Here is a 23,791-nt window from a genome sequence, read left to right as displayed (position 1 = left end):
TGGTGTGGAATAATGCATTAATGGCTCTATATTATTTTTTTTTACGGTTATAGTTGTAGTTTGCAAAGGTGACATATGATGAAAATTTATTTTTATTAATATCTCGCGCCGTTAGTTTATTGCTAATGGGGTATGTATCAATGTAATTTATAAAAATAATAAAAACAATATTGTGAACAGGATATATAAAAGATGAAAATATCATTGGCAATAATGTGTTAAATTTCATGTTGGTATAACAATTTTGTATTGAAATGACACCGCATTAACGTAATGGCAAAATAAAGGTTATAGAATTGTTATGGTTACGAATGATGCGAAATAACAATATTTTTATCTAGTCAAGCCGTATTTACAATGCTATTTCTCGAACATCTTCAGCTAAGCACTGTTGTTCGGAGGAAGCATGGATAAATTTTTGCGTTTTATCTGTTTGTGTTCTGCCCTGACCCTCATGCAGCTGGGGGTAATGGCGCTTGTTTCAGGAACCTCCCTTGCGCAAAACGACAGAGGCACGTCATCCGGCCCTGTTCAGGCCAAGGGGTATCCTCACCCCGACCAGTACCTTACCGTCCCAGGCGTTAAAATCGCCGACAATCTGGAGCCTGTCATCCCCCATCCGGAGCAGGACAAGGCCGTTCGGGAAAAACTGGCTGCGCTGGAAAAAAAGTTCGGTAAAAAACCCAACATCCTGGTTTTTGTGCTTGATGACGTGGGCTGGATGGATGTGGGCTTTAACGGCGGCGGAATAGCCGTGGGCAACGATACGCCCTCGCTGGACAAATTCGCCTCCGAAGGGCTTATCATGACCTCGGCGTATTCGCAGCCAAGCTGCACGCCAACCCGCGCCACCATAATGACCGGGCAGCTGCCGGTGCATCACGGCCTGCAATATCCGCCCATGTATGGGCAGGCGGGCGGTCTGGACGGGGCTATCACCATTGCAAAACTGCTTTCCGATCAGGGCTATGTGACCCAGGGCATAGGAAAGTGGCACATGGGTGAAAACGAAGGCTCCCTGCCCAACAATGTCGGCTTTGACGATTTTCGTGGATTTCTGTCAGTTTCTGACGAGTACACCGAATGGCGCGACATCAATGCCAACCCAGAGATTGCCCTCAATCCCCCCAGATTTGCCGCGTTTGAAAACGCCCCCTTCAGCCACAGCGAAGTGCAGTGCAAAAAAGGTGAAAAAGGCTGCAAGGATCTGCGGGTTATTGATCTCGACAGCATCAAGCATCTGGATGACGACCTGACGACCTACGGCGAAAATTTCATCAAGGCCCAGGCAAAAAATCCCAAGCCTTTCTTTTTGTATTTTGGCACGCGCGGATGCCATTTTGATAACTATCCCAGCGACAAATATCTGGGCAGATCCCGCGCCTGCACGCCGTATTCCGACTGCATGGTGGAAATGGACGATGTCTTCGCCCGCCTGATGAAGGCCCTTGAGGATTCCGGCCAGATTGACAACACGCTGGTTATTTTCACCTCGGATAACGGACCGGAAGGCGAAGTCTCCCCCTATGGCCGTTCGCCGTTCCGTGGGTACAAGGGCACCACCTGGGAAGGCGGCACCCGCGTGCCCACGTTTGCCTATTTCAAGGGCGTGATCTCCCCCCGCAAGACAGAAGGTCTCTTTGACCTGGCGGACATCTTGCCCACGGCGCTTTCCCTCGCTGGCAAGCCCGGAGCAGAGCTTGCCAAGCTGCTGCCCCCAGACCGTTATGTGGACGGCATCGACCAGCTTTCCTTCCTGCTGGCGGAGAAGGGCAACTCCAACCGGCGCAGCATTCTGTACTGGCTGGGCACCACCTTTGCGGCTGTGCGCATTGACGAGTTCAAGCTGCACAAGGCGGTGCAGATCACCGACATGATCACCCGCAAGGGCTACAATGGCGGATTTACCGGGGGCATCGTGGAAAAAACCGGCGGCCTTGTGATGTTCAACCTGTATACCAATCCGCAGGAAGACGATTCCGTTGGTATTCGCCACATACCGGTGGGGAATGTCATTAATTCGGAATTTGGCCGCTACCGTGGCGTGTTGCAAAAGTATCCGCCCAATTTCCGTCTGCCAGGATACTAGGCTTGAAAATAGCAGAGAATATATGCAGATGCGGGCAGGCCCTGTTGCTGGGGCTTGCCCTTGTCTGCGGGCCGGACGCATCCCTTGCAGCAGATGCCTCTGATGGATTTGCCGGTTCGCAAAGCTGCAAGAGCTGCCACGAAAAATTTTATTCCCTCTGGTCCACATCCCGTCACGGGCTGGCCATGCAGCCGTATGCAGATGCCACGGTTGGCGCGCAGCTGGCCCCGCAGGGTAAAGGCATTGAATCCGGCGGGCGGGTGTATCGCGCCTATTGCGGGCCGGGGCAGGGCTTTGTGCGTGAGACTGGCCCGGACGGCGAACACGACTATGCCATTGCGCAAGTGCTCGGCGGCAAAAATGTTTATTATTTTCTTACAACCCTTGAGCGCGGACGTTTGCAGACCCTGCCTCTGGCTTTTGACGTGCGTAACCGCCAGTGGTTTGCGGTTGCAGACAGCACGGCGCGGCGCAGCCCCCACTTCCGGGCTGGCGGGCGCGAAGGCCTCAACTGGCGCGACCGCGCCTACACCTTCAATACCTCCTGCCACGCCTGCCATGTCAGTCAGCTGGCCACCAATTATGATGCGGCAAGCGATAGCTACCGCACCACATGGCGCGAACCGGGCATCAACTGCGAAACATGCCACGGGCCGTCGCAGGCCCACAATGACGTTTGCCTTGCCGCACAACCGGGAAAGCCGCCTGCGGATCTGAAAATCATTCGTATAAAAAAAGATCTGGATCGCCAGCAGCGCGACGATTCCTGCGCCTCGTGCCATGCGAAAATGTCGCCCATCACGGATTCGTTCCGCCCAGGCGAGCGGTTTTTTGACCACTTTGATCTGATCCTGCTGGAAAATGAGGATTACTATCCAGACGGGCGCGACCTGGGGGAAAACTTCACCTTCACTTCCTGGCTGTCTGCCCCCTGCGTGCGCGCGGGCAAACTGGAATGCATCTTTTGCCATACCTCCAGCGGGCGTTTCCGTCAGGCCAAGGATCCGGATCAGGCCTGCCTGCCTTGCCATAAAGACAAGGAAGCCGGGCTGGACAAACACACCCGGCACAAACCGGAAAGCCCCGGCTCCCGTTGCATTGCCTGCCACATGCCCAAGACGGACTTTGCACGCATGAGCCGGAGCGACCATTCCATGCGCCCGCCAACGCCTGCCGCAACAGCCAGTTTTGGTTCGCCAAACGCCTGCCTTGGTTGCCACCCGAATAAGGATGCCGCATGGGCAGATGCCCTTGTGCGCCAATGGCGGCCCAGAGACTATCAGGCCCCGGTGCTGGCCCGCGCGCGGCATATTCTGGATGCGCGGCAGCGTAACTTCAGCCAATTGCCAGCCATGCTTGCCTCCCTGACGGAGTCGGGGCGAGATGCTGTCTACACGGCATCCATGTTGCGCCTGCTCCGCGCCTGCCCGGACAGCGCCAAGTGGCCGGTGGTTCGCGCCACCCTGAACGATGAATCCGAGCTGGTTCGCGCCAGTGCTGCGGCCTCGCTGGCAGAAAATCGCGAGGCTGCCACAGTGAGCGCCCTTGCCAAGGCCTGCGCCGATCCATCACGGCTCGTGCGGGTTCGGGCAGCCGAGGCTCTGGCTGGCGTGCAGAGCCATGATATTCCGGAATCCTCGCAACAGGCTGTTGCCAAGGCCAGAGAAGAACTGGAGCAATCCTTTTCTGCCAGAGCCGATGACTGGACGGGCAGTTATAATCGCGGCAACTACCTGCTGCGCTCGGGCGAGCCCGCTGCGGCTCTTTCGGCCTATGAGGCCGCCTTGCGCCTGCGGCCGGACGCCAGCGCCGCCCATGTCAATTCCGCCATGGCTCTGGCCCGTCTGGGCAGCATGGCCGGGGCGGAAGCTGCCTTGCGCAAGGCACACGAGATTGATCCCGACAATGCCGCCATTGCCTATAATCTTGGCCTGATACTGGCCGAGCGCGGCCTCAGGGCAGAGGCAGAGCAGATGCTGCTCAAGGCTTTACGCCTTGCCCCGACCATGTCTGATGCCGCCTATAATCTTGGTCTTCTTGCTGCCAGAACTGACCGCGCCAAAGCCCTGGGGTATCTGTGCCAGGCCGTCGGAATGCAACACGGCAATCAACGTTACGCTCAGGCCATCCGCCAGATCAGCGGCGATTCAGATATTGAGAGCGCGTGCGCAAAAAGTTCTGTCCAGCAGACTCAGTGAGTGCTGGTATGGCCTGGCTGCGGGCTGTGATTTTGCGACAGCCGTATTTGCGGGAAGCAGTAATTTTTACGGTAACAGTATGGGAAATTGAGACCTTTTTGGTTGTCGTGCGGTTGGGCTGAACTATGAATCCGGCAGCGGCAGGGATAACGTCAAGGTCAACGCTGTTCAGTATGGCCCTGTTGTGGGGCTGGCGCTTACATTCTAGGTAAAAGCTCTTCTGGCACACAGCCTGAAGGGAAGGTAGCCGCCCCTGATCTTCAGTAAAAAAGAGCAGGGGCGGCTTTTCGTGTATGGGTGCCGCAGAGTTTGTGTTGCGGTGAAATGCATGGGAGGGCTGTGGGCAGGTTTGGAAAATGCTTTATGGGAGGCAGTTTCGCCGCTGGTGGATGTTCTGAAGTCTAACGCACTGGGATCAAACGGAAAAAGCCTTTGCGATTTCTCGCAAAGGCTTACTTTTCTTTTGGCTCCCCGAGACGGACTTGAACCGCCAACCTAGTGATTAACAGTCACCCGCTCTGCCAATTGAGCTATCGGGGAACGTTCAGGCAAGGAAGTGTTTACGGAAAATCAGGGGCAAGGTCAAGCGAAAATTGCAAAAATTTTTGGATCAACCCTTGATGCACCGCAAAAGCTTTTTCTGGTAGCGCTCCGCCTCGCTGTAAACGCAGCCGCAGTAGGGCTGGCGGTAGAGTTCCATGGCCTTTGAGCGGTCTATGCCTTCCTGCCAGTCTGCCCGAAAATCGCGATAGGCAAAGCCCGGTGCTCCCTCCTGGGCCGCCAGTTGCTCGCCTGCGGCCTTGATGACCTCATGGGGCTGATAGCGCGAATAGAGCAGGCTGCTGCTCACCCAGGCAAATCCCTGCTGCCGCGCAAAGGCAAACGCTGCCTGCATGCGGCTTTCGCAGCAATAGGCGCAGCGGTCGGGCGGAGTGTCGCGCCCTGCCACAGCGCGTAACCAGTTGGTGATGTCCCATGTTTCATCAGCGTAAATAATCGGCACACCCAGACGCTCGGCGCATTGCCCGGCGGCCTCGCGGCGGCGCAGATATTCTGCCAGCGGCTGAATGTTGGGATTCATGAACCATGCGGTTACGACAAAGCCTTCGTCCAGCAGTCGCGTGACGGGCATGACGGCGCACGGCCCGCAGCAAACATGCAGCAGCAGGCTGTTGGCAGGCAAGGCGGATGCGGGCGCAGCGGCAATGGAGCCTGCCAAAATGCTGTTGGCGGGTGCAGATTCGGCGGGGGAGTGCTGTGCAGAAAAAGCAGCCGGGGTTTCCACCCCGGCTGCCGTGCCGTATTCTAAGGACGAACCATTATTTCCAGACATTTACCATAATCCTGCTCAATCTCGCGCAGGGTGTCGCGCTTGTGGTTCAGCAGATATAGGGCCAGTTCCGGGCTTGCCGGATATACGCATTTTTCCTTGGGCTCTGCGCTGACCGTGCGGCGCAGTTCGCGCAGGGCCTGCAATGCCTGCCATTCGATATTGCGGCGCATGCCTGTGCCGCCGCAGGCGGGGCAAGGCTCAAGGGAGATGGCCAAAGCCGAGGAGCCCGTGCGCTGACGCACCAGTTCCAACAGGCCAAAGGAGCTCATGCGGGCAACATCGTGGCGGGCACGGTCATTCTTCATGGCAGTGCGCAGGGTTTTTTCCACTTCAAGCACGTGTTTTTTGTCGCGCATTTCAATGAAGTCGATAACCACCTGTCCGCCGATGTCGCGCAGCTTGAGATGGCGGGCAATGGCTTCAGCGGCTTCCATATTGGTTTTGTGCGCCATGGCTTCAAAGTTGCCCTTGCCGGAAATTTTACCCGAGTTGATGTCGATGGCCATGAGGGCTTCTGTCTGGTCAAACACCAGACGTCCACCAGAGGGCAGCAGCACCTCGCGCGAATAAATCTGCTCCAGCTGGCGGCGCAGATTAAAGCGCTCCCACATGGGCGTGCGCATGTCGGTGTGCACCCGCACAAGATCTTTGCGGCGGGGGAACAGCAGGTTCACCGTGTCGCGTACGCTCTGCGCCACTTCATCATTATCAACCCAGATTTCGCACACGTCCTCAGTCAGATAGTCGCGCACGGCGCGCTCTGAAAGGCCCGGCTCCTGATATATGAGGGTCGGGGCGGAAACCTCGGTAGCCTTCTTGCGGATATCGCGCCAGACACGCTTGAGATACTGCAAATCGTTCTTGAGCGTTGTCTTGGTGGTTCCGGCGCTGACAGTACGCACAATGACGCCAAGTCCCTGACCGGGGTCAATGCCATTCATCATTTCGCGCAGGCGCGAACGCTCCTCGTCGTCATCCACCTTGCGGGAAACGCCGATCTGATCCTGCCCCGGCGTAAGCACAAGGAAGCGCCCGGCAAGGGAAAGCCATGTGGTCAAAAATGCGCCCTTGCTGCCGGTGGGTTCTTTGACCACCTGCACCAGCACTTCCTGACCAGCCTTCAGCACCTTCTGAATGGGCGGAAATTTTTTGCCCTTGGAGGGTTCGTGGTGGGCCAGCCAGTATTCGGGATGCACCTCGTCAATCTGGAGGAATCCGTTTTTGCCAGCACCGTAGCTGACAAAGGCCGCCTGAAGGTTGGTGTCGATATTGTGGATGACGCCCTTGTAAATATTACCCTTGATTTTGCGCTGGTGCAGCATGTCCAGATAGTATTCCAGCAACTGACCGTCTTCAGCCAGGGCCACTTCTACCTGTTCGCCGGGCAGCACGCTGATGAACATGCGCCGCCTGCCCTTGGGGGCTTCGGCAGGAGCCTTGCCAGCATTGGCGGCAGTGGCGGGCTTGTTGCTCTCAGCGGATTTGCTGTTTTCGGCAGGTTTGCCGTTTTCTGGCTTATTCTGCTGCTGTTGCTGCTGCTGAGGCCTGGCCTGTTTGGCGGGCTTGTTCTGCCTGGGGGCGTTCTGGGGGCGCGTATCCTGCGCGCGGCTGGCCTGTTCCGGCGCGTCATCGGGCAGATCGAGAGCCTCGTCATCATCGTCGAGGGGGGCCGTGCTGGTCATATCCTCGGCGGCTTGCGCGTCATCCTGCCCGTTCAGTTCTTTTTTGCGGTTGCGGCCACGCCCGCCACGACGTCCTCGCCGATTCTTGCGGCGTGGGCCATCCCCGGCAGCAGCCTCGCCGGAGGCCGGAGCGGAACCGCTTTCAGCGGCCTGTTCTGCACCCTGTTCCGTCTGGTCGGCGGTCTTGTCTGTGGTCTGGCTCGCGTTTTGGTCGGCAGTCTGTCTGGGGCTTTGAGCGCGCTCCGCTGCGGGGGCGTTCTGGCGCGGCGCGGCGTCTGCGGGCTTGTCTGAAATTTGTTCCGCCGGCTGTTTTGCGCTCAATTCTGCTGTTTTTGCAGTGGCTTGAGCCACAGGGGCCGGACTTGTGAGGGCCGCAGAAGCCGCAGGTTTATCTGCTGTGGGGCTTGCGGCCTTGGGGGCTGTGTTTGTAGGCGCTGCGCCAATTGTCGGAGCAGTTACCTGAGCAGTGCTTTTTGCCGCGGCTTTTGCGGGCCGACCTTTGGGAGCCCTTGCGGCGGCGGGCTTTTGGGGAGCGGCAGATTTTTGCTGTGCGGCTTCCTGCCTGGAGCTATCAGAAGCTTCCGCCGTTTTGACCGTCGCCGTGGCTTCCGTTGCGCTGGCTTCTGTTGCCTTGCCCTTGCGGGGCGTTGCGGTTTTGCCCGCAGCTTTGGCAGGAGCCTTGCCCGGAGTTTTGGCAGAAGATTTGCCCGCAGCTTTGCCAGCGGTCTTGGGGGCCTCAGCAGCAGTGGCAGCGGCTGACTTGGGCGCTACGGCATCTGCCGTGCTGCCAGAAATTTCTTTGGAGGCGTCAGCCGTTTTTTTAGCTTTGGCGGTAGTCGTCTTTGCTGTTTTGCCCGCGCTACGGCCTGTGCCCTTGGCGGTTTTTGATGCCGTGGTCTTGGATGAAGCTGATTCGGCCTGGGCGGCCTTGGAATCGGAACCGCCTTTAGAATCAGAGGAATCCTTGGCGGGCGTGGATTCGGAGGATTGGGACGCGGTTTTGCCGGGAGCTGTTTTGCCAGAGGTTGGCTTGGCGGCTGGCTTGGCTTTGCTGCGTGTTGTGGTTGAACGTTTGGGTTTGGAAACTTCCTGCGACGATGCATCCGTGGCTGGCTGTGAAGCGGCCACGGGGGTGTCTTGATCTATCATGAAAATCCTTTTGCTGCGGGGCGCTGAGCCTCCGCGAAAATTTCAGCCAGCATGCAACGCATTTACGGGAATGTGCCGTACTTGCTCCGCCGCAGCGCCAACAAGGCGCGCGAAGGCGGCAGCATGCTAATCCGCTTTTTGGAGAGTACGTTTTTTTTGAAAATATGCAAGCGGGCAAGGGGCGGGCCGGAAAATGCGGGCGATGAGATCTGCATCCTGTCACGATAACATGCTGCGGAGGCAGAAGAAAAACTGCGGGTGAGCGTGTGGGGCCGGGGCAAGGGCCACATCTGCCGAATCACATCATTGCAATGCGTTCCGACAGATGCGGCAGGCAAAAATTAGTCTTCAAGCATCTTGAGTTCGGCGGAGAGCTGGCCCGAATTGGAGCGCAGCAGCACGTAGCCGCCCTGCGCCAGCATGCCGGGGTTGACCACAAGGGTGCGGCCCACGCGGTCCATGGCGCGCGATTCGTGGATATGCCCGCACAGGCAGATGTCTGGCTGGGCTTCTTCAAGAAATTCGCGCACTGCTGTGGAACCCACGTGAATGCCGCCGGGGATCATGTCGCACGCGGTATCCTTGGGTGGATTGTGCGAAACAAGCACGCTGTGCGGATAGTGGCGGGCCTTTTGCCAGCAGGTTTCAAGCCACGCGGAAAATGCGGATTCCGGAAATTCGCTCGGCGTGCCAAAAGGCGTAAACGTGGAGGCTCCAACGCCAAAAATGGCGATTTCGGGCGTAAGTTCGCGGGTGACGGTGTGGAGGTTCCAGCCTTTTTCGCTCAGCCACTGGTCAACTTCAGGCCTGTCCATGTTGCCGATCTGGGCCAGCACGGGGATGTCGTGGACGCACAGGGCGTTCATGACATGCTCTGCCTGCTTGACGCCGCCGGTGATGGTCAGGTCGCCGGTAACGATAATGCCGTCAGCCTGCGAGAGTTCCGGTATCTGGGCAAAACGTTCAGGCTCGTCGTGGATGTCGCCCACGGCGATCCAGAGAAAATCCTGAGAGTCGGCGCTTGGCATGGTGTTGCTTCCTTTGTTACAGTGGCGCAGATGCTGAGAATGCCACACATTGCACTACAAGGAAAGAGCCGCTTGCCCTCCAATGCCACGCCCCCCGCGCCTGTGCCGCCCAGCCAGCCAGTGAGTCAGTCAGATAATCCGCCGAAGATTCCGGCGGGTGTCCTTTCTGCCGAGCTGCCCGATTCTATGGCTCAAGCAAGAAATGATGTGCGCAAAGCCATGCGCCGTCTGCGGGCGGCGCAGTCGCCCCGGTTGGCCGAAATCCGCAGCGAGGGGGCGCAGAACAGGCTCATGGAATCCGCCCTGTGGAAGAATGTACGCTCCGTGGCCCTCTATGTGGGCGTTAGGGGCGAGCTTGGTACGCAAGCCCTGCTGCGCGCGGCATGGCAGGCCGGTATGCTCGTATGGCTGCCACGTGTGCGGCGCAGCAAGCCGGGATTTATGGATTTTGTGGCGTGCAGCGGCCCAGAGCAGTTGCGCCCCGGCCCCCTTGGTCTGCTTGAACCGCACGATTCCCTGCCCGGTTTCGGGCCTGAAGCGGCTGGAGACAGCAGCGCCGTGGATTCCCCCCCCCTTGCCCCTGACCTCGCGCTCCTGCCCGGTGTGGCCTTTGATCTCACTGGCGGGCGCCTGGGCTATGGCGGCGGCTATTACGACCGCTTTCTGGAAAAAGGATTCGCCTGCCCCCGCGTAGGCCTGTGCTTTGAATTTCAGCTTGTGGAATCCCTGCCCCTGGCCCCCTGGGACCAGCGGGTCAACTATATATGTACTGAAGAGCGTATGCTGTGTCTGTAAGCTATATCCCCTTTGTATTTCCCGGTGTTCCACAGGTGCGTTGCGCCTTTCAGACCCGCGCCGGAGGCGTGAGCCTTGGCGAGTTTGGCGGCGGCAACATTGCTTTTACCGTGCAGGATAACCCCGAGCACGTCATTGCCAACCGCCGCAGCATGCTGGAAGACCTGCGCCCGCAGGGCATGACCGCCTGGGCCGAGCTGATGCAGGTGCACGGCGATGGTTTTGTTTTTGAGCCGGAGGCTGTGCCCTGCGAAACGGCCGTTACGGCGGAAGGCGATGGTATGGCCACAGCGCGTCCCGGCCTTGGTCTGCTCATCAAAACGGCAGATTGCCAGCCCATCCTCATTGCCCACAAAAGCGGTGCATATATCGCCGCCATGCATGCGGGCTGGCGCGGCAACCGCTGCGATTTCCCCATCACGGGCGTGGCCCGCTTCTGCGAGCGTTACGGCCTTGAACCGCACGATCTGTTGGCTGTGCGCGGCCCCAGCCTTGGGCCGGGCAAGGCGGAATTTGTCAATTTTGACAAGGAGTGGGGCGATCCCTACCTGCCCTGGTTTGACGCCAGCAGCAAAACCATGGATTTGTGGGGTCTCACGAGGCACCAGCTTGAGCGCGCGGGCCTTTTGTCACGCAACATCTATGGGCTGGACATCTGCACCGCCAGCAACAACGAACAGTTTTTTTCCTACCGCTGCGCCAGACGCTCGGGCCGTCAGGCCAGCCTTGTGTGGATCGCAGCCTGAGCCATTGACAGGCCGCAAGGCCGCGCCTAGAGTGTTGGCGGCATTGGTAGCCGGGTAGACCGGCTTGAAAAGGGAATCCCGTGAAAAACGGGAGCGGACCCGCCGCCGTAAGGTTCTTAACCTTGCTCCATCTTGCGCCACTGGAAACGGGAAGGCCGGAGCAGGGGAACCAAGCCGGAAGACCTGCCATGCCCCAAGGTGCGCAGTCATGGAATGACGGCACCACGGTGCGGCATTGGCCGCCCCACGGCAACGGGTTTTTGCCGGCAGGACAGAGGAAATACGGGCCTCTTCCACCACGAGTGGAAGAGGCTTTTTTTATGCCCGCGTGGCGCAGGCCGCCACTGGGCAAGGGTCTGACCCCTGAGGTCAGCCAACGCTTTGGCCCGCGTTCGCCCCCGCAGGCTACGGCCAGAGGGCTGGCATGACCAGAACGACCGAATCTTCTCCTTCCTCCTACCCGCAATCCCGCAGGCTGTGGCCGGTTTTTACCGGTCTTGTGGTCGTGTGGCTTGTTTCGCTGCCGCTGGCCTGTTTGCCGGGGCCTGTGCCCTTGAGCGCGCAGAGCGTGTTTCGCGCTTTGGCGGCATTGGCAGGCTTTGCGCCTGCGCCTGATGATCCGGCCCTGACCGGGGTTGTGGTGAGCATCCGGCTTGCCCGGGTGTGTCTGGCCGCCCTGTGCGGCGGCGCTCTGGCTATGGCCGGGGCGGCATTGCAGGGCGTGTTGCGCAATCCGTTGGCTGATCCCTTCACTCTGGGCATTTCCGCCGGAGCAGCCTGCGGGGCCAGCATGGCTATCGCCCTTGGCGGGCCGCTGGTGGTCATGCTGGGGAGTATCCCGTGGGTGGGCAATGTGCCGGGGCTGGCTGGCTTCAGTCATGCCGGGCTGGTGGCCCCTGCGGCTCTGGTCGGCGCGCTGGCGGCCCTTGGCTGCGCATTGTGGCTGGGGCGCGGCGACGGCGCGTTCAGCCGGGAGAGCGTTATTCTTGCGGGCATTGCCGTGGCCGCATTTTTGGGGGCGCTGGTGGCCCTTGTGAAGGCCCTCAACGAGGAATCCGTAACCAGCATCGTGTTCTGGATCATGGGGTCCTTTCAGGGCCGGGGCTGGAGCAGTCTGCCCCTCTTGCTGGCAACCCTTGTACCGGGATTGTTGGCAACAGTCTTTGGCTGGCGCGCCCTGGACGTGCTTGCTCTTGGCGATGAACAGGCCGCCCAGACAGGCCTTGATGTGGGCCGCGCCCGCCTGTGGCTGCTGGCCGGAGCAAGCTGTATGACCGCTGGCTGCGTGGCCGTGGCCGGGGTGATCGGCTTTGTGGGGCTGGTGGTGCCGCACGTGCTGCGTCTGCTGTTGGGCTGGGGGCACGGCCCCTTGCTGACTGCGGCCTTTTTCGGCGGCGGTGTGCTGCTGGTCTGGGCGGATGTTCTGGCCCGTTGCGTTCTTTCCGGCGGACAGGAACTGCCCGTGGGCGTGGTCACGGCCTTGCTTGGCGGGCCGTTTTTTGCCCTGCTGGTGCGGAGGCGCTGATGCTGCGGCCTGACCAAGATATTCGCCATGAGGGGCGCACAGCACCGCCTGTGCTGCGTATTGCCGGGGTGCGCGCCGGATACGGCGGGCAGAGCGTGCTGCGCGATGCGGACTTTACCCTGCACGCCGGGGAATGCGCTGCCCTGCTTGGCCCCAATGGCAGCGGCAAAACAACGCTGCTGCGCGCCCTTTCTGGGGTGCTGATGCCGCAGGCTGGCACCATTGAGATTCAGGGGCGTCCGCTGGCGGCATTGAAGCCGCGAGAGCGCGCCCGCATGGTGGCGGTGGTGCCGCAGCGGGGGCAGTTGCCGCAGGGCCTTACCGCACGGCAGATGGTGCTGCTCGGGCGTTTTGCCCATCTTTCGTGGCTTGGAGCTTATGGGCAGGAAGACTATGCGGCGGCAGACCGGGCGCTTGAAGAAACCGGGGCAGCGCCGCTGGCGCACCGCAGGCTCACCGAACTTTCGGGCGGCGAACTGCAAAGGGTCTTGCTTGCCCGCGCCCTTGCGCAGGAAAGCCCACTCCTGCTGCTGGACGAACTGGCCGCAGGGCTGGACTGGGCGCGCATGGTTGATCTGTTCGACCTGCTTGAACGCCGTCGCGCCGCCGGAGCCTGCGTGCTCATGGCCGTGCACGACTGCAATCTGGCCGCCCTCTATGCCACGCGCCTTATGGGGCTGCGGGACGGAAATCTGGTTTTTGACGGGCCGGTAGCAAAGGTTTTTACAGAGGAGAATCTCGGTGCGCTTTACAACATACCCATCTGCGTGTTGCCCCACCCTCGGTGGGGGCTGCCTCAGGCCCTGCTTGCCAGCGCAACAGGCCCGTGGAGCGGGGAGAAAGCTGTTGCTTCGGCTGCCTCTGTTGATGCTGCTGTGCCTGATGTTCAGTCGGGTTTTATTCCCGGCAGGAGCGCAGGCGGCTAACTCTGAAAACAGCGAGCGTCGTGATTCCGCCCCCATTGTGATCACGGACGACACGGGCGCAATAGTAACCTTTGCCCAACCCGTCAAAAGGGTGATCGCGCTGTACGGGGCGTTTAACGAGATTTTTCTGGCCATGGGCGCTGGCGACCTGCTGGTGGCGCGCACCGCTGCGGACGGCAACCTGCCGGAGCTTGCGGCCCTGCCTGCCATTGGCACGCACATGCGCCCCAATGCCGAGCTTGTGCTGGCGCAGCAGCCTGATGTGGTTTTGCAGCTTGAAGGCCGCAGCGAAGCCCAGACCCAGACCGAAAATTTGCGTTCTTTGGGCCTCAAGGTGCTGACATTTGAAGTAAATTCCTTTGAGCGGCTATTTGAAGTTACGGAAACCCTGGGGCGGCTTGCCGGACGCGAGGATAAAGCCCAGGTTCTCGTAAACGACTGGAAGATCCGAATGCAGGCATTGCACAGCCGCAATGCGGGCAAGCCCGTGGCGCGTGTTTTTTACGAGGTGCGTTATCCCAATCTGCTGGCTGCCGGACGCGGCGGCATCAGCAGCGAAATACTGGCTCTTGCCGGGGGCGAAAACGTGGTGAACGACAGCAAAAAGCTGGTGCGCTACAGCGAGGAAGCCCTGATTGCGGCAGACCCGGATGCGTACATTATTCAGAAAGGCCCCATGAATCCTGAGCCAACGCCCCTGGCCGGGCGCGATCACTACCGGGATTTGCGCGCCCAGCGCGCCGGGCGCGTACTTATAGTTGACGAAGAGCGGTTTGCCCGCCCCGGCCCCCGCGCCCTGGATGCGGCGGAAGAGCTGGACAGCTGGCTGCATCGCTGATCTCATAACTATTTCAGAGCATTGTAAAGAGAGCAGATAATGAACGGAATTCTCTACGGCGTGGGCGTCGGCCCCGGCGCGCCCGATCTTTTGACCCTGCGGGCAGTCAGGGTGTTGGGCGAGGTGGATGTTATCCTTGCGGCAGCCTCGCCCCGCAATGATTTTTCAGCGGCGCTGGACACGGCGCGCCCGCATCTGCGGGCCGATGTGCGCGTGTTGCGGCTGGAATTTCCCATGACGCGCGACCGTTCCGTGCTGCGTGAGGCGTGGCGCGTAGCGGCCCAGACTACCAGAGATGTGCTGGAAAGCGGGCAGAGCGCCGCTTTTCTGACCATTGGCGATCCGCTGGTGTACAGTACGTTTGGCTACCTCATGCGCACCCTTGGCGAATGTGCGCCGCATCTGGCGGTGGAGGTCATCCCCGGCATTACGTCCTTTCAGGCAGCAGCCGCCCGCACCCGCACCGTGTTGTGCGAAAACGGCGAGACCTTGCGCATTATACCGGGCATCAACAGCCGGGAGAGTCTGGAAGATTCATTGCAACAGAGTGATACTGCTGTGATTCTCAAGGCCTATCGCAACCTGCCTGCCATTGCGGAAGCCTTGGGCGCTACCAACAGACTGGAGTCGTGCGTCCTGGCGAGCCATGTGGAGCAGCCCGCGGAGAAGGTCTGTCAGGGGCTTGGCGGGGCTTGTGCTGCGGGTGAAACACCGCCCTATATGTCGTTGATTCTGAGCCGTAAGCCGCAGGGTAGATAAAGGCAGGAATATCTTGGCGGCGGGGTGGGTGAGCCTGTCAGGCTGATTTACGCAAACCTGACTTTTGCGCCCTGAATGCGTATTTTGCAAATTCGTCCAACACCAGCCATCGCCTCCGCGTCCGCTTCGGCGAGTTTAAGGAAGGCAACTTCACGACCAGCTCCTGATGGAGGGGGGAATTCTTTTTTACCCGTAGTTGCTCAATCTTCGACGGGTACTGAGATTGTTGGCTGAAACGGACTCATAAATTCAAAGCGAAAGCGGACTCTGGCATTAACGCGGCGCGGAGGGAGATCACCTGAGCGAGCGTAGCGAGCGAGGGAAGCTGAAGGCCTCAGGGGGTGCTTCGGGGGGGGATGCAAGGGGGGCCGAGAAGGGGGCATAGCCCCTAACCGGCCCCGCCTTGCTGCGCGCCGCACAGGCGTCCCAACTCCGCCGGACGGCGGCATCCCGTGCCCAAAGGGCAGAAAAAAGATAAACTTAGTGCCTCTCGGGCGCGACCACGCCGGGGAGGCGTCCTAACTCCGCCGGACGGCGGAATCTAACGCTTGACCGGCATAAACAGGTCAAACGGCATACTCGGACTCCAGTCCGCAGGGTACAATTCAAAGCAGGGGGCCTGCTCGTTCAGTTTCCATTCCTGCTGCCCGCCAAGCCATGTCTGGTACATGAACATGTATCCTGCACCGATGCTTTCCAGATTCGGCACAGTGCAGCGGGCGTAGGAGCCGGACGGAATGCGGGTGGTTTCAATGCCTGCTGGAATCTGTTCGTCAGCCTCAACGGCGGCCCAGTAATCAAAATCCTGGGCATTGAGCATGATGGAAACGCCGTAGCTTTCCTTGCCATAAATTTTGGGCATTTGCGGGCAGAAGTTCTGCCATAGGGCCTGGCAGTCTTCCTTGGCTTTTGCCATGTTGGTACGCACCTTGATGCCCATAAGCTGCTTGGTCGGAAATTCCACGACTTTTATTTCAAATCCGTTCATAGGTACTCCTTGCGGGGCTATATTGTGTGGGGTCAACATGTTCCTGCTGGCGAAAATTCGCTCGACTTTTTTTGCGCTTCTGCCCACCGTGGCCCTTGCGGCCAGAACCGAGATGGGAGAATAAATGGAAACACTTACCTACCAGCAGCGTATAGGCCTTGTGCTGCGCCACATTGAGCAGCACCTTGATGACAGGCCAAACCTGGAGGAACTGGCGCGCATAGCCTGTTTTTCGCCCTATCACTTTCACCGGGTATTTTCATCCATGGTGGGTGAGAGCGTTGCGGCATACGTGCGCCGTCTGCTGCTGGAGCGCGCCGCCATGCAGCTTGGGCATTCCCCTGAATCTGTCACCCAGATAGCCCTTTGCGCTGGCTACGATAGCGTGGACGCCTTTACGCGCGCTTTTCGGGCGCATATGGGCATGCTGCCGTCTGAATACCGCCGCAGGAAGGGACATCTGGAGGTTGCCCGCAGACGCGATCTGACGCGTCCCCTGTTTTATCATGAAATGACCGACCTCCCGGTCATGGAAGTGCGTGTCGAAAAGTTTGCGCCTCGCTTGGTGGCTGCCGTGCGGCATACAGGGCCGTATGACGAGAGTTTTCCTGCATGGGAAAAACTGTGCGGCGCGCTGGGGGCCAACGGCCTGCTTTCTGATGCCTCGGTGGCTTACGGCGTGAGCTACGACAATCCGGACATCACCGCGCCTCAAAAGTGCCGCATGGATGCCTGCGTCAGCCTGTCGCCAGAATTACTGGAAACAAGTGCCGAATTGTGCCCTCTGCTACAGAATGAGGGCATTTTTTTGCGCCATATTGGCGGGGAACAGGAGTATGCCGCACTGCGCATCAAGGGGCCGTACTCCCTGTTGCATCCGGCCTACAGGTCGCTGTTTGGCATGTGGTTTCCGCAGAGTGGACGCGAGCCGTATAATGATCCGGGCTTTGAAATCTACTGGAATTCGCCGCAAACAACCCCTCCTGCAGACCTGCTGACGGAAATCTGCATTCCGCTCAGACCGATGGATAAGTTCTGATTTGCCGAGTGGCCTGTGCAGACGCTGCTGGACGCGATGACAGGAATCTGGTTGGGTAGCTAAACAAAGGATTGTAACATGTTATATGGAAAATATTTTTAATTACTTTTGCTGATAACCTAAAATGTTTAAAGACTATGCCGATAAAGAAAGTAGCATACTAATAGTATAAAATCCCCCTCCCCTGGAGAATCGACCATGAGCCTTTTGAAAAATACGCAACTGCAAACAAAGTTGATTGTGAGTTTTGTTTTGTCTTCGCTGATGACCTTGGCCGTAGGTGTCTTTGCCGTTTTTGAGCTGGAAAAGGTCAATGATGCTGACACGATCCTTTATGAGCGCGCCACGGTTCCCATGGCGGATCTGCTGAAGCTTTCCGTGGGTTTTCAGCGCATTCGCGTCAACATGGAAGGTATCGTGGGCGCATCGTCAGATGCGGAGGTCAGTAAGCGCACTGTCCAGATTGAAGCGCTGCGCAAAGAAATAGACGAAAGCTCAAAAGCTGTGGAGAAGACTCTTATTTCTGCCAAGGCAAAGCAAATTATTGAAGAGTACAAGGTACACCGCGCGGCATTTAGAGGCATGACGGACAAGGTCCTCAAATTGAAGCAGGATGGTGACTCCGCCGGAGCGGAAGCCTATCTTGATGGTGAGGGAAACAAGCTGGCCAATCAGTATCAGGATGCCATCAACCGCCTTGTGGAATCCAAGGAAGAGCAGGGCCATCTGCTGGCCCAGTCCAATGACGACCTGGCTGATTTTTCCAAAAAAATGATTTTTGCGGCCATTGCCATTGGTTTTATCTTGTCTGTGGGGCAAGGCATGTTGCTCACGCGTGAGGTTATGCGGCAGCTTGGCGAGGATCCTGGCTATCTTGCCGAAGTTGCGGGCAAGATTGCTGACGGCGATCTGGACGTGACCTTCCGTCAGCAAAAGAAGCCCGGCGGCGTTTATCATGTCTTGCAAAACATGGTGGGAACCATGAAGGACAAGATCGCCGAGGCGGAGCAGAAAAGCGCCGAAGCTTCTGAGCAGGCCCACCATGCGGAAATAGCCACCCAAGAGGCGCAGGCTGCCAAGGTGCAGGCCGAACGCGCCAAGGCCGAGGGTATGCTGCAGGCCGCGCACCAGCTTGAAAGCGTGGTTGAGGTGGTATCAACTGCCACAGAGCAGCTTTCTGCATTGATTACGCAATCGAGCCGTGGGGCAGAGGAACAGTCTCGGCGTGTTTCAGTTACGTCTTCTGCCATGGATGAGATGAACGTCACCGTGGGCGAAGTTGCGGAAAACGCCGCCAAGGCCTCTGATACTTCCGATACCGCGCGCAGCAAGGCGCAGGAAGGTGCGCAACTGGTTCGCAATGTGGTGAGCGATATCACTGCGGTGCAAAAGCAGTCGCTTGAAGTCAAGGCCGATATGGCCACGCTCGGCAAACAGGCCGATGGCATTGGGCAGATCATGAGCGTTATTTCCGATATCGCAGATCAGACCAACCTTCTGGCCCTGAATGCCGCCATTGAGGCGGCCCGCGCTGGCGATGCCGGGCGCGGCTTTGCCGTGGTGGCCGATGAAGTGCGCAAACTGGCGGAAAAGACCATGACTGCCACGCAGGAAGTGGGCGGCGTTATCCGTGGTATTCAGGAAGGAACCCGTAAAAGCATTGACGGCGTGGACAAGTCTGTTGCCACCATTGAAAGCGCCACGCACCGGGCTTCGCTTTCTGGCGAGGCGCTTACACAGATTGTCAGCCTTGTGGAACAGGCAAGCGATCAGGTGCGCTCCATCGCCGCAGCCAGCGAGCAGCAGTCGGCATCCAGTGAGGAAATCAGCCGTTCTGTGGAGCAGGTCGCAACTATTTCGGCGGAAACCGCGCAAGCCATGGGAAGGGCCAATCAGGCTATGGGCGAAATGGCCCAGCAGGCCCAGGTGCTGCGGCGGCTTATTCAGGAAATGAAGGCTGGCTAACGGAACGCCGTATCCAGGTTTGAGAGCAGAAAAAAGAAGAAAGCAAAAAGCGTCTCTAGGTGACAGTGGTCGCAATATGCTTTTTTGCTGAGTTTCAGCCTGGTTAGCAGCTATGGGCAAGGGGAGGATCGGGAAAGATCCTCCCCTTGCGGATTTTTATGATTTGTTTGCGCTTGCTGCTGCATGATATCTGGCAGGTTGCTGCGTGTGCCTGCCAGATATTTTTTAAGTATTGCAGTAACGTTGCGGCCTGATCACGTTCTTGCGCAAGTTGCCGCCGCCCGGTTTACGCGCATTGCGCCTTGCTGGCGGTTGGGTTATGATTTTGCGCATCGAAAGTTTGCCTGGGGCGCAATCCTGCGCGAGGCGAGCTTTTGCGGCCATGTCTCGGAGGCTTCAACGTGCGGCGTTTTTATCAGGAAAGCTGGCAGGGCATACCCTTCACGTCCTTTTCACATATTTCATTCTTTCATCTGGCGGAACCAAAGTTTTATGCGGTTTTTTATGAAGAGCTGTTCCGCCGCTACAAGAACTGGGAAGATTTGCCATCTGTCTGGCGCGAAAACAAACGCACAGACGCAAAGTGGCTTATCGGTCAGTTGCGTGCAAAGCTGGCGCAAGACCCCGCAGGGCGCATGGAACCGGTGCGCGTGCTGTCCATTGGCAGCGGCGTGGGCTATATGGAAAAAATTTTGCTGGAAGAAATGCCGGAGCTTGAGCTGCATGTCAACGAACCCAGCACCGTAGGTATGAAGTGGCTGCGGGAATACATACCCAGCGACCGCATCTATATCGGGCTGCCGCCCATGTGTCTGCCCTCTGATGTGCAGTACGACATGATCTACCTGTCTACTGTCGACTACGGCATTCCTACGCGCGAGTTCCAGCATCTGCTCTGGGAACTGCGGGCGCAGCTTGCCCCCGGCGGGGAACTGGTGCTGCTTTCTGCGTCATTGCTGGAAGAAGATTCCTTTATCGGCAGTTTTGTGAACGCCATCAAGATCGGCATCCGCGCGGCCCTGCACTATATGGGTATTCGTCGGCAACAGTTTTGGGGCTGGCGGCGCACGCAGGATGAGTACCGTGATCTTTTCAAGGAGGCTGGCTTCACCCGGGTGAAGGACGGCTGGCTTGAAGACGGCTTTGAAACCTACTGGATTCGCGGTCAATAGCGCTTATGCAGGCGAGAGCGCCTGCCGCAAAAGTATGTAAACGGCCCAAAGGCATTATGCTTTTGGGCCGTTTGTTGTTTGCCGTGCGGGATTTTTTGAGTGAAATGCAGGAACAATCCGGTACCTGCCGGGTTTGTTGGATGGGGCGCTATTACTGTGTTTCCGCAAAGGTCTGCAAGGATCCGTAGCGCGCCAGCACTGCGTTCAGGCTGCCATCAAGCAGCATGGTCTTTTCTGTCAGGCGTGCGCTGCTTTGGTAAAAATCACTATGTCGCACATAGGCCTCGCTGGCGTCATGTCCTCCGCCGGGGTGACTCATGATTTCAACCAGCGGGGCGCGCTCCTTTTGGCGCTGTATGGCCGCAAGGGAATCCTCGGCCCGCGCAGCAGTAAGGTTGCCGCCGCTTACAAGCCCGCACAAAAAGCTGTTGTGGGCAATGCCCGCCTGATCCAGCACGGCAGCAAACCCCTTCGACCAGTGCGCGAGCAGGGTGCGCCGCGCGCATCCCACAAGCAGCTGCGCCAATGGCAGCGGGGGCAGGTGAGCGGGTTCTTTGGGTAGACGCACATAGGCAGGCGGGTGCTCCCGCATGAGGTCTCGCATGATTCCGCGCAGGGCGGGGATGGCGTGCACGTGCAGATGCCCGTCCAGATGCAGTCCTCCCCTTTGCCTCAACTGTGAAAAACCGCTGGCAAAGGCATCTATCTGCGCTTCAAATTCATTCCGAATGGCTGAAAGCAGGGCTTTTTTGCGGGCGCCTGCGGCCGTGGCAAGGTTGCAGAGCATCTGCCCCAGCCCGTATCGAAAGACGCCCTGTGCATCAGCCAGCGGGCGAACCTGTGACACAGGCGCGGTGCAGCGCCCTTCAAGAATATTCAGGTGCAGGCACACGCGAACATGGGGCATGACGGCCAGTTGTTGCAGACTTTCTGTCGTGTGCGAGCCGCCCATAATGACGGAAACGGAGTTGAGCGCCCCATGGGCAAGGCAGGCAAAGATATCTTCGCTGATCTGCCGGGTCAGGCCGCAGTCGTCCGCATGGACGATAAAACGCATGGAAGGCTGTTTTTCGACATCGCTTTGCTGGCGCATGAATCAGGCGTCCGTCTTGTCGCTTTCCAGCGTTTCGGCCAGAAGATAGCGGGGCCTGCCCTTAAGCTCGACAAAGGCATGGTGCAGGTAAGCCGACAGAATGCACAGGCCTGTGAGGATGGCGCTGCCGGTCAGCAGCATCAGCAGAATGACCGTGGTAAAGCCCGATTCCGCTTGCCCTGTGGCATAGCTCCACAGCGCCTCGCAGCCCACAATAAACGAAAAACCATAGAACAGCAGGGTAATAATGCCAATGATCAGCAAGGGTTTACCGCTGAAAGACGTCATGGAATCAACGGCCAGGGTGACTCTGCGGGCCAAGCTCCATTTGCTGGTGCCGCCGCAACGTGCGCATGGCCTAAACAGTATTTCCTCGTGTCGAAATCCCATCCACGAGGTCAGCCCCCGGTAAAAGAGCTTGCGTTCGCCAAGATTTTTCCAGGCCTCAACCACCTTACGGTCAAGCAGCTTGAAGTCGCCCGAGCCTTTGAGGTCATATGAGGTCAGCATCTGAAAAATGCGGTAAAATGAAACGGCGCAGATTCTGCTCAAAAATGATTCTACCTGGCGCTCCTGCTTGCGCACATCAACCACATCTACAGCACCGGTACGCCATAAGGCCACCATTTCTGGTATAAGCGCGGCGGGGTGCTGCATGTCGCTGTCCATCGTGACGACGGCATCTCCGTGCGCGGCCGCCAGACCAGCGGAAAGGGCGGCATCCTTGCCGAAATTGCGGCTCAGGCGCAGGCAGCGCAGGTTGGCGTATTGCTCGGTCAGCGTGCGCATTGAGGCCCACGTGTCATCTGTGGAGCCATCGTCAACCAGCACGACTTCGTAGTCGAGGCCGGTATCAGCTCTCAGCGCGGTCAGCACCCCGGTGAGTGAAGCCACAAATTTGTGCAGATGGCCGCCCTCGCAGTAAACGGGGGCAACAACCGAGAGAGTGGTTTGGCGCATGCAAAGCCTCATTGCGTGACGTGTTCAGCCGCAATGCCGCGTTTGGCGATAAACCAGCGGTCATTGCTCCAGAGAACAGTTCCCAGCTGCTCGATGTTCTGCCGTTCGGACATGGTGCCGCACAAAATCCACTGAGTGCCAGAGGCAATCCATGCTGCGGTCAATCCTTGTTTATCCCGAATGGCGGTCAGGTCAAGCCAGCGGGCAGCCCCTTGCGCGTCCTGGCTGTACAGATAGGAAGATCCGTCTTTAAAAGCGTAGGCCAGGGGCCGATACAGGCGATAGCGCACGGCCATGGCGTCGGGTTCTGCAAAAATGGGGGCGTCTTGCGGAACGATCCGTTGCACGGCTTGCAGGGCCTCCGCATAGGCGGCCCCCCGGCTCAAGCGATTCTGTACCCGTGCTGGCTGCGGCAACTCCAGCACATGCCTGAAAGCGAACCGCACCCCATAGGCCCAGCGGCCTTGATCGCACATAAGAACAACGATAACCGCAGCAAGGGCAACAAGGCTCGCCCACTTGGGGGCGCGTTGCCAAAAGCAGGCAAAGCCGCAGACGATCATGAGCCAGCACAAAAAGATAACAAAGCGGATCCCTCGGGGAAGCTCCGCTCCCATGGGCATTCTGCCGAGGGCCTGAGCGATGTGAGTTTCCGCTACCGAAATGAGCAGGGCTATGCACAAGCCCAAAAACAGGGTGGGTACGATGGATGCCAGGCGCTTCATGGGTGGTGTGCCATAACGGCGCACAACAAATAATCCGGCAATACCCCCAAGGATGAGAAAAAAACTGTCGCTTCGATAGTGCAGGTGCCCGATCAGCCTACGCCAGAGTCCGCCTTCGTCTTCAAGAAAGCGGCGGTCAAAAACCTGCTGGAGAATGGCTAGATCCTGCGGAGAAAAAAGCGTGGCGGATTTGATTGAGCTTGTAAGATAGAGCAGTGTGGGGAGGCACCATGCAACGAAGCTGAGCAGAAGCCATGCCCCGTGCCGCAACAGGCTGTCGCCCTTGGCCCTGTGAAAGAAAAATACGGTAAACAGCATGCAACTCGCCACCAGCGAACTGATGCTGTGCAGGTACATGCCGCAGCCCGAAACAAAGAGGACAAGAGGGCGTAGCTGGGGTTTGTCGAGGGCCGAGAGTGTCGCTGCCAATAGCAGGGGAAACAGAGCCGCATAATAAACACGCGGCGTAATGTCGCCCGAGCCAAAGCCCCAGTACGTACCAAAACTGACCCATACGGTCACACCTGTCAGCATGGCAAACAGGGCGGCAATCAGCGGCGTGTCAAAAAGACGGCGTCCCAGATAATAACAGGCAATGTAGTGGAAAAGCACGCCCACAGCGCCAGCCCGTAGCATCCCCTGCACAATATCGTCACCGGGTTGAAGCAGGCTTGCCAATGTTGATTCAAGGCTGATGATGGAATTTGCAGTGGTTGGAACTGCTAACAGCGGGTCAAGTGAAAACAGTTCACGGCGCAGTTCGCCCGCCATATTTTGTACA

Annotated in this window: 18 protein-coding genes, 1 tRNA gene and 1 riboswitch; of the genes, 11 read left to right on the top strand and 8 right to left on the bottom strand. The window is 58.4% G+C overall.

Annotated elements, in window-relative coordinates:
- Positions 1 to 406 precede the first annotated feature (406 nt).
- Positions 407 to 2,089, top strand: coding sequence for a sulfatase-like hydrolase/transferase (locus RDK48_RS12790; protein WP_298993566.1), 1,683 nt, complete (start codon positions 407 to 409; stop codon positions 2,087 to 2,089).
- 2 nt (positions 2,090 to 2,091) lie between these two features.
- A complete protein-coding gene (locus RDK48_RS12785; protein ID WP_298993569.1) occupies positions 2,092 to 4,287 on the top strand; it encodes a tetratricopeptide repeat protein in 2,196 nt (731 codons plus the stop codon).
- A 464-nt stretch (positions 4,288 to 4,751) separates the two neighbouring features.
- Here the strand turns inward: RDK48_RS12785 and RDK48_RS12780 are convergent.
- The 4 genes from RDK48_RS12780 to RDK48_RS12765 all read right to left on the bottom strand — a co-directional run bounded on the left by RDK48_RS12780 (position 4,752) and on the right by RDK48_RS12765 (position 9,479).
- Positions 4,752 to 4,827, bottom strand: a tRNA-Asn gene (locus RDK48_RS12780).
- 70 nt (positions 4,828 to 4,897) lie between these two features.
- A complete protein-coding gene (locus RDK48_RS12775) occupies positions 4,898 to 5,620 on the bottom strand; it encodes an epoxyqueuosine reductase QueH (RefSeq protein ID WP_298993571.1) in 723 nt (240 codons plus the stop codon).
- Positions 5,593 to 8,451: an Rne/Rng family ribonuclease gene (locus RDK48_RS12770; RefSeq protein ID WP_298993574.1), complete on the bottom strand. Its 2,859-nt coding sequence runs from the start codon at positions 8,449 to 8,451 to the stop codon at positions 5,593 to 5,595. The genes RDK48_RS12775 and RDK48_RS12770 overlap by 28 nt, the downstream gene beginning before the upstream one ends.
- Positions 8,452 to 8,792: 341 nt before the next feature.
- Positions 8,793 to 9,479 (bottom strand): metallophosphoesterase, encoded by a 687-nt coding sequence (locus RDK48_RS12765; protein WP_298993577.1) that lies wholly within the window; start codon positions 9,477 to 9,479, stop codon positions 8,793 to 8,795.
- A gap of 186 nt (positions 9,480 to 9,665) precedes the next feature.
- Here RDK48_RS12765 and RDK48_RS12760 point away from each other — a divergent pair, with 186 nt between their 5' ends.
- The 6 genes from RDK48_RS12760 to cobI all read left to right on the top strand — a co-directional run bounded on the left by RDK48_RS12760 (position 9,666) and on the right by cobI (position 15,068).
- Complete coding sequence (locus RDK48_RS12760) at positions 9,666 to 10,274, top strand: 5-formyltetrahydrofolate cyclo-ligase (protein WP_308587998.1); 609 nt, start codon at positions 9,666 to 9,668, stop codon at positions 10,272 to 10,274.
- On the top strand, positions 10,265 to 11,020 hold the full coding sequence (locus RDK48_RS12755) for a polyphenol oxidase family protein (protein ID WP_298993583.1): 756 nt from the start codon (positions 10,265 to 10,267) through the stop codon (positions 11,018 to 11,020). The genes RDK48_RS12760 and RDK48_RS12755 overlap by 10 nt, the downstream gene beginning before the upstream one ends.
- Positions 11,021 to 11,047: 27 nt before the next feature.
- Positions 11,048 to 11,226, top strand: a riboswitch (cobalamin riboswitch).
- 218 nt (positions 11,227 to 11,444) lie between these two features.
- Positions 11,445 to 12,545 (top strand): iron ABC transporter permease, encoded by a 1,101-nt coding sequence (locus RDK48_RS12750; protein WP_298993587.1) that lies wholly within the window; start codon positions 11,445 to 11,447, stop codon positions 12,543 to 12,545.
- Positions 12,545 to 13,471, top strand: a complete 927-nt coding sequence (locus tag RDK48_RS12745) for an ABC transporter ATP-binding protein (RefSeq protein ID WP_298993589.1) — start codon at positions 12,545 to 12,547, stop codon at positions 13,469 to 13,471. Before RDK48_RS12750 ends, RDK48_RS12745 begins: the two co-directional genes overlap by 1 nt.
- Entirely contained in the window at positions 13,428 to 14,309 is an 882-nt protein-coding gene (locus RDK48_RS12740; RefSeq protein WP_298993591.1) for an ABC transporter substrate-binding protein, read from the top strand. Before RDK48_RS12745 ends, RDK48_RS12740 begins: the two co-directional genes overlap by 44 nt.
- A gap of 39 nt (positions 14,310 to 14,348) precedes the next feature.
- The gene (gene cobI / locus RDK48_RS12735; RefSeq protein ID WP_298993593.1) at positions 14,349 to 15,068 is read left to right on the top strand and encodes a precorrin-2 C(20)-methyltransferase; all 720 of its coding nucleotides are present in this window, start codon (positions 14,349 to 14,351) and stop codon (positions 15,066 to 15,068) included.
- A 541-nt stretch (positions 15,069 to 15,609) separates the two neighbouring features.
- Here the strand turns inward: cobI and RDK48_RS12730 are convergent.
- Positions 15,610 to 16,056: a GyrI-like domain-containing protein gene (locus RDK48_RS12730; protein WP_298993595.1), complete on the bottom strand. Its 447-nt coding sequence runs from the start codon at positions 16,054 to 16,056 to the stop codon at positions 15,610 to 15,612.
- Positions 16,057 to 16,180: 124 nt separating this feature from the next.
- Here RDK48_RS12730 and RDK48_RS12725 point away from each other — a divergent pair, with 124 nt between their 5' ends.
- The 3 genes from RDK48_RS12725 to RDK48_RS12715 all read left to right on the top strand — a co-directional run bounded on the left by RDK48_RS12725 (position 16,181) and on the right by RDK48_RS12715 (position 20,232).
- The gene (locus RDK48_RS12725) at positions 16,181 to 17,095 is read left to right on the top strand and encodes a GyrI-like domain-containing protein (RefSeq protein WP_298993597.1); all 915 of its coding nucleotides are present in this window, start codon (positions 16,181 to 16,183) and stop codon (positions 17,093 to 17,095) included.
- 198 nt (positions 17,096 to 17,293) lie between these two features.
- Positions 17,294 to 19,060: a methyl-accepting chemotaxis protein gene (locus RDK48_RS12720; protein WP_298993600.1), complete on the top strand. Its 1,767-nt coding sequence runs from the start codon at positions 17,294 to 17,296 to the stop codon at positions 19,058 to 19,060.
- Positions 19,061 to 19,461: 401 nt separating this feature from the next.
- Entirely contained in the window at positions 19,462 to 20,232 is a 771-nt protein-coding gene (locus RDK48_RS12715; protein ID WP_298993602.1) for a hypothetical protein, read from the top strand.
- Between the two features lie 151 nt (positions 20,233 to 20,383).
- Here the strand turns inward: RDK48_RS12715 and RDK48_RS12710 are convergent, their stop codons facing one another.
- The 3 genes from RDK48_RS12710 to RDK48_RS12700 all read right to left on the bottom strand — a co-directional run.
- Positions 20,384 to 21,325, bottom strand: coding sequence for a carbohydrate deacetylase (locus RDK48_RS12710; protein WP_298993604.1), 942 nt, complete (start codon positions 21,323 to 21,325; stop codon positions 20,384 to 20,386).
- Positions 21,326 to 21,328: 3 nt separating this feature from the next.
- Positions 21,329 to 22,285, bottom strand: coding sequence for a glycosyltransferase family 2 protein (locus tag RDK48_RS12705; protein ID WP_298993607.1), 957 nt, complete (start codon positions 22,283 to 22,285; stop codon positions 21,329 to 21,331).
- 8 nt (positions 22,286 to 22,293) lie between these two features.
- On the bottom strand, positions 22,294 to 23,791 hold a 1,498-nt coding region (locus RDK48_RS12700), incomplete at its 5' end, for a translation initiation factor 2 (RefSeq protein ID WP_308587995.1).

Origin of the sequence: uncultured Desulfovibrio sp., from assembly GCF_902477725.1 — a bacterium.
GTDB lineage: Bacteria > Desulfobacterota > Desulfovibrionia > Desulfovibrionales > Desulfovibrionaceae > Desulfovibrio.
The sequence above is the reverse complement of the archived record's forward strand: the minus strand, read 5'-3'. Positions and strand labels throughout refer to the sequence as shown.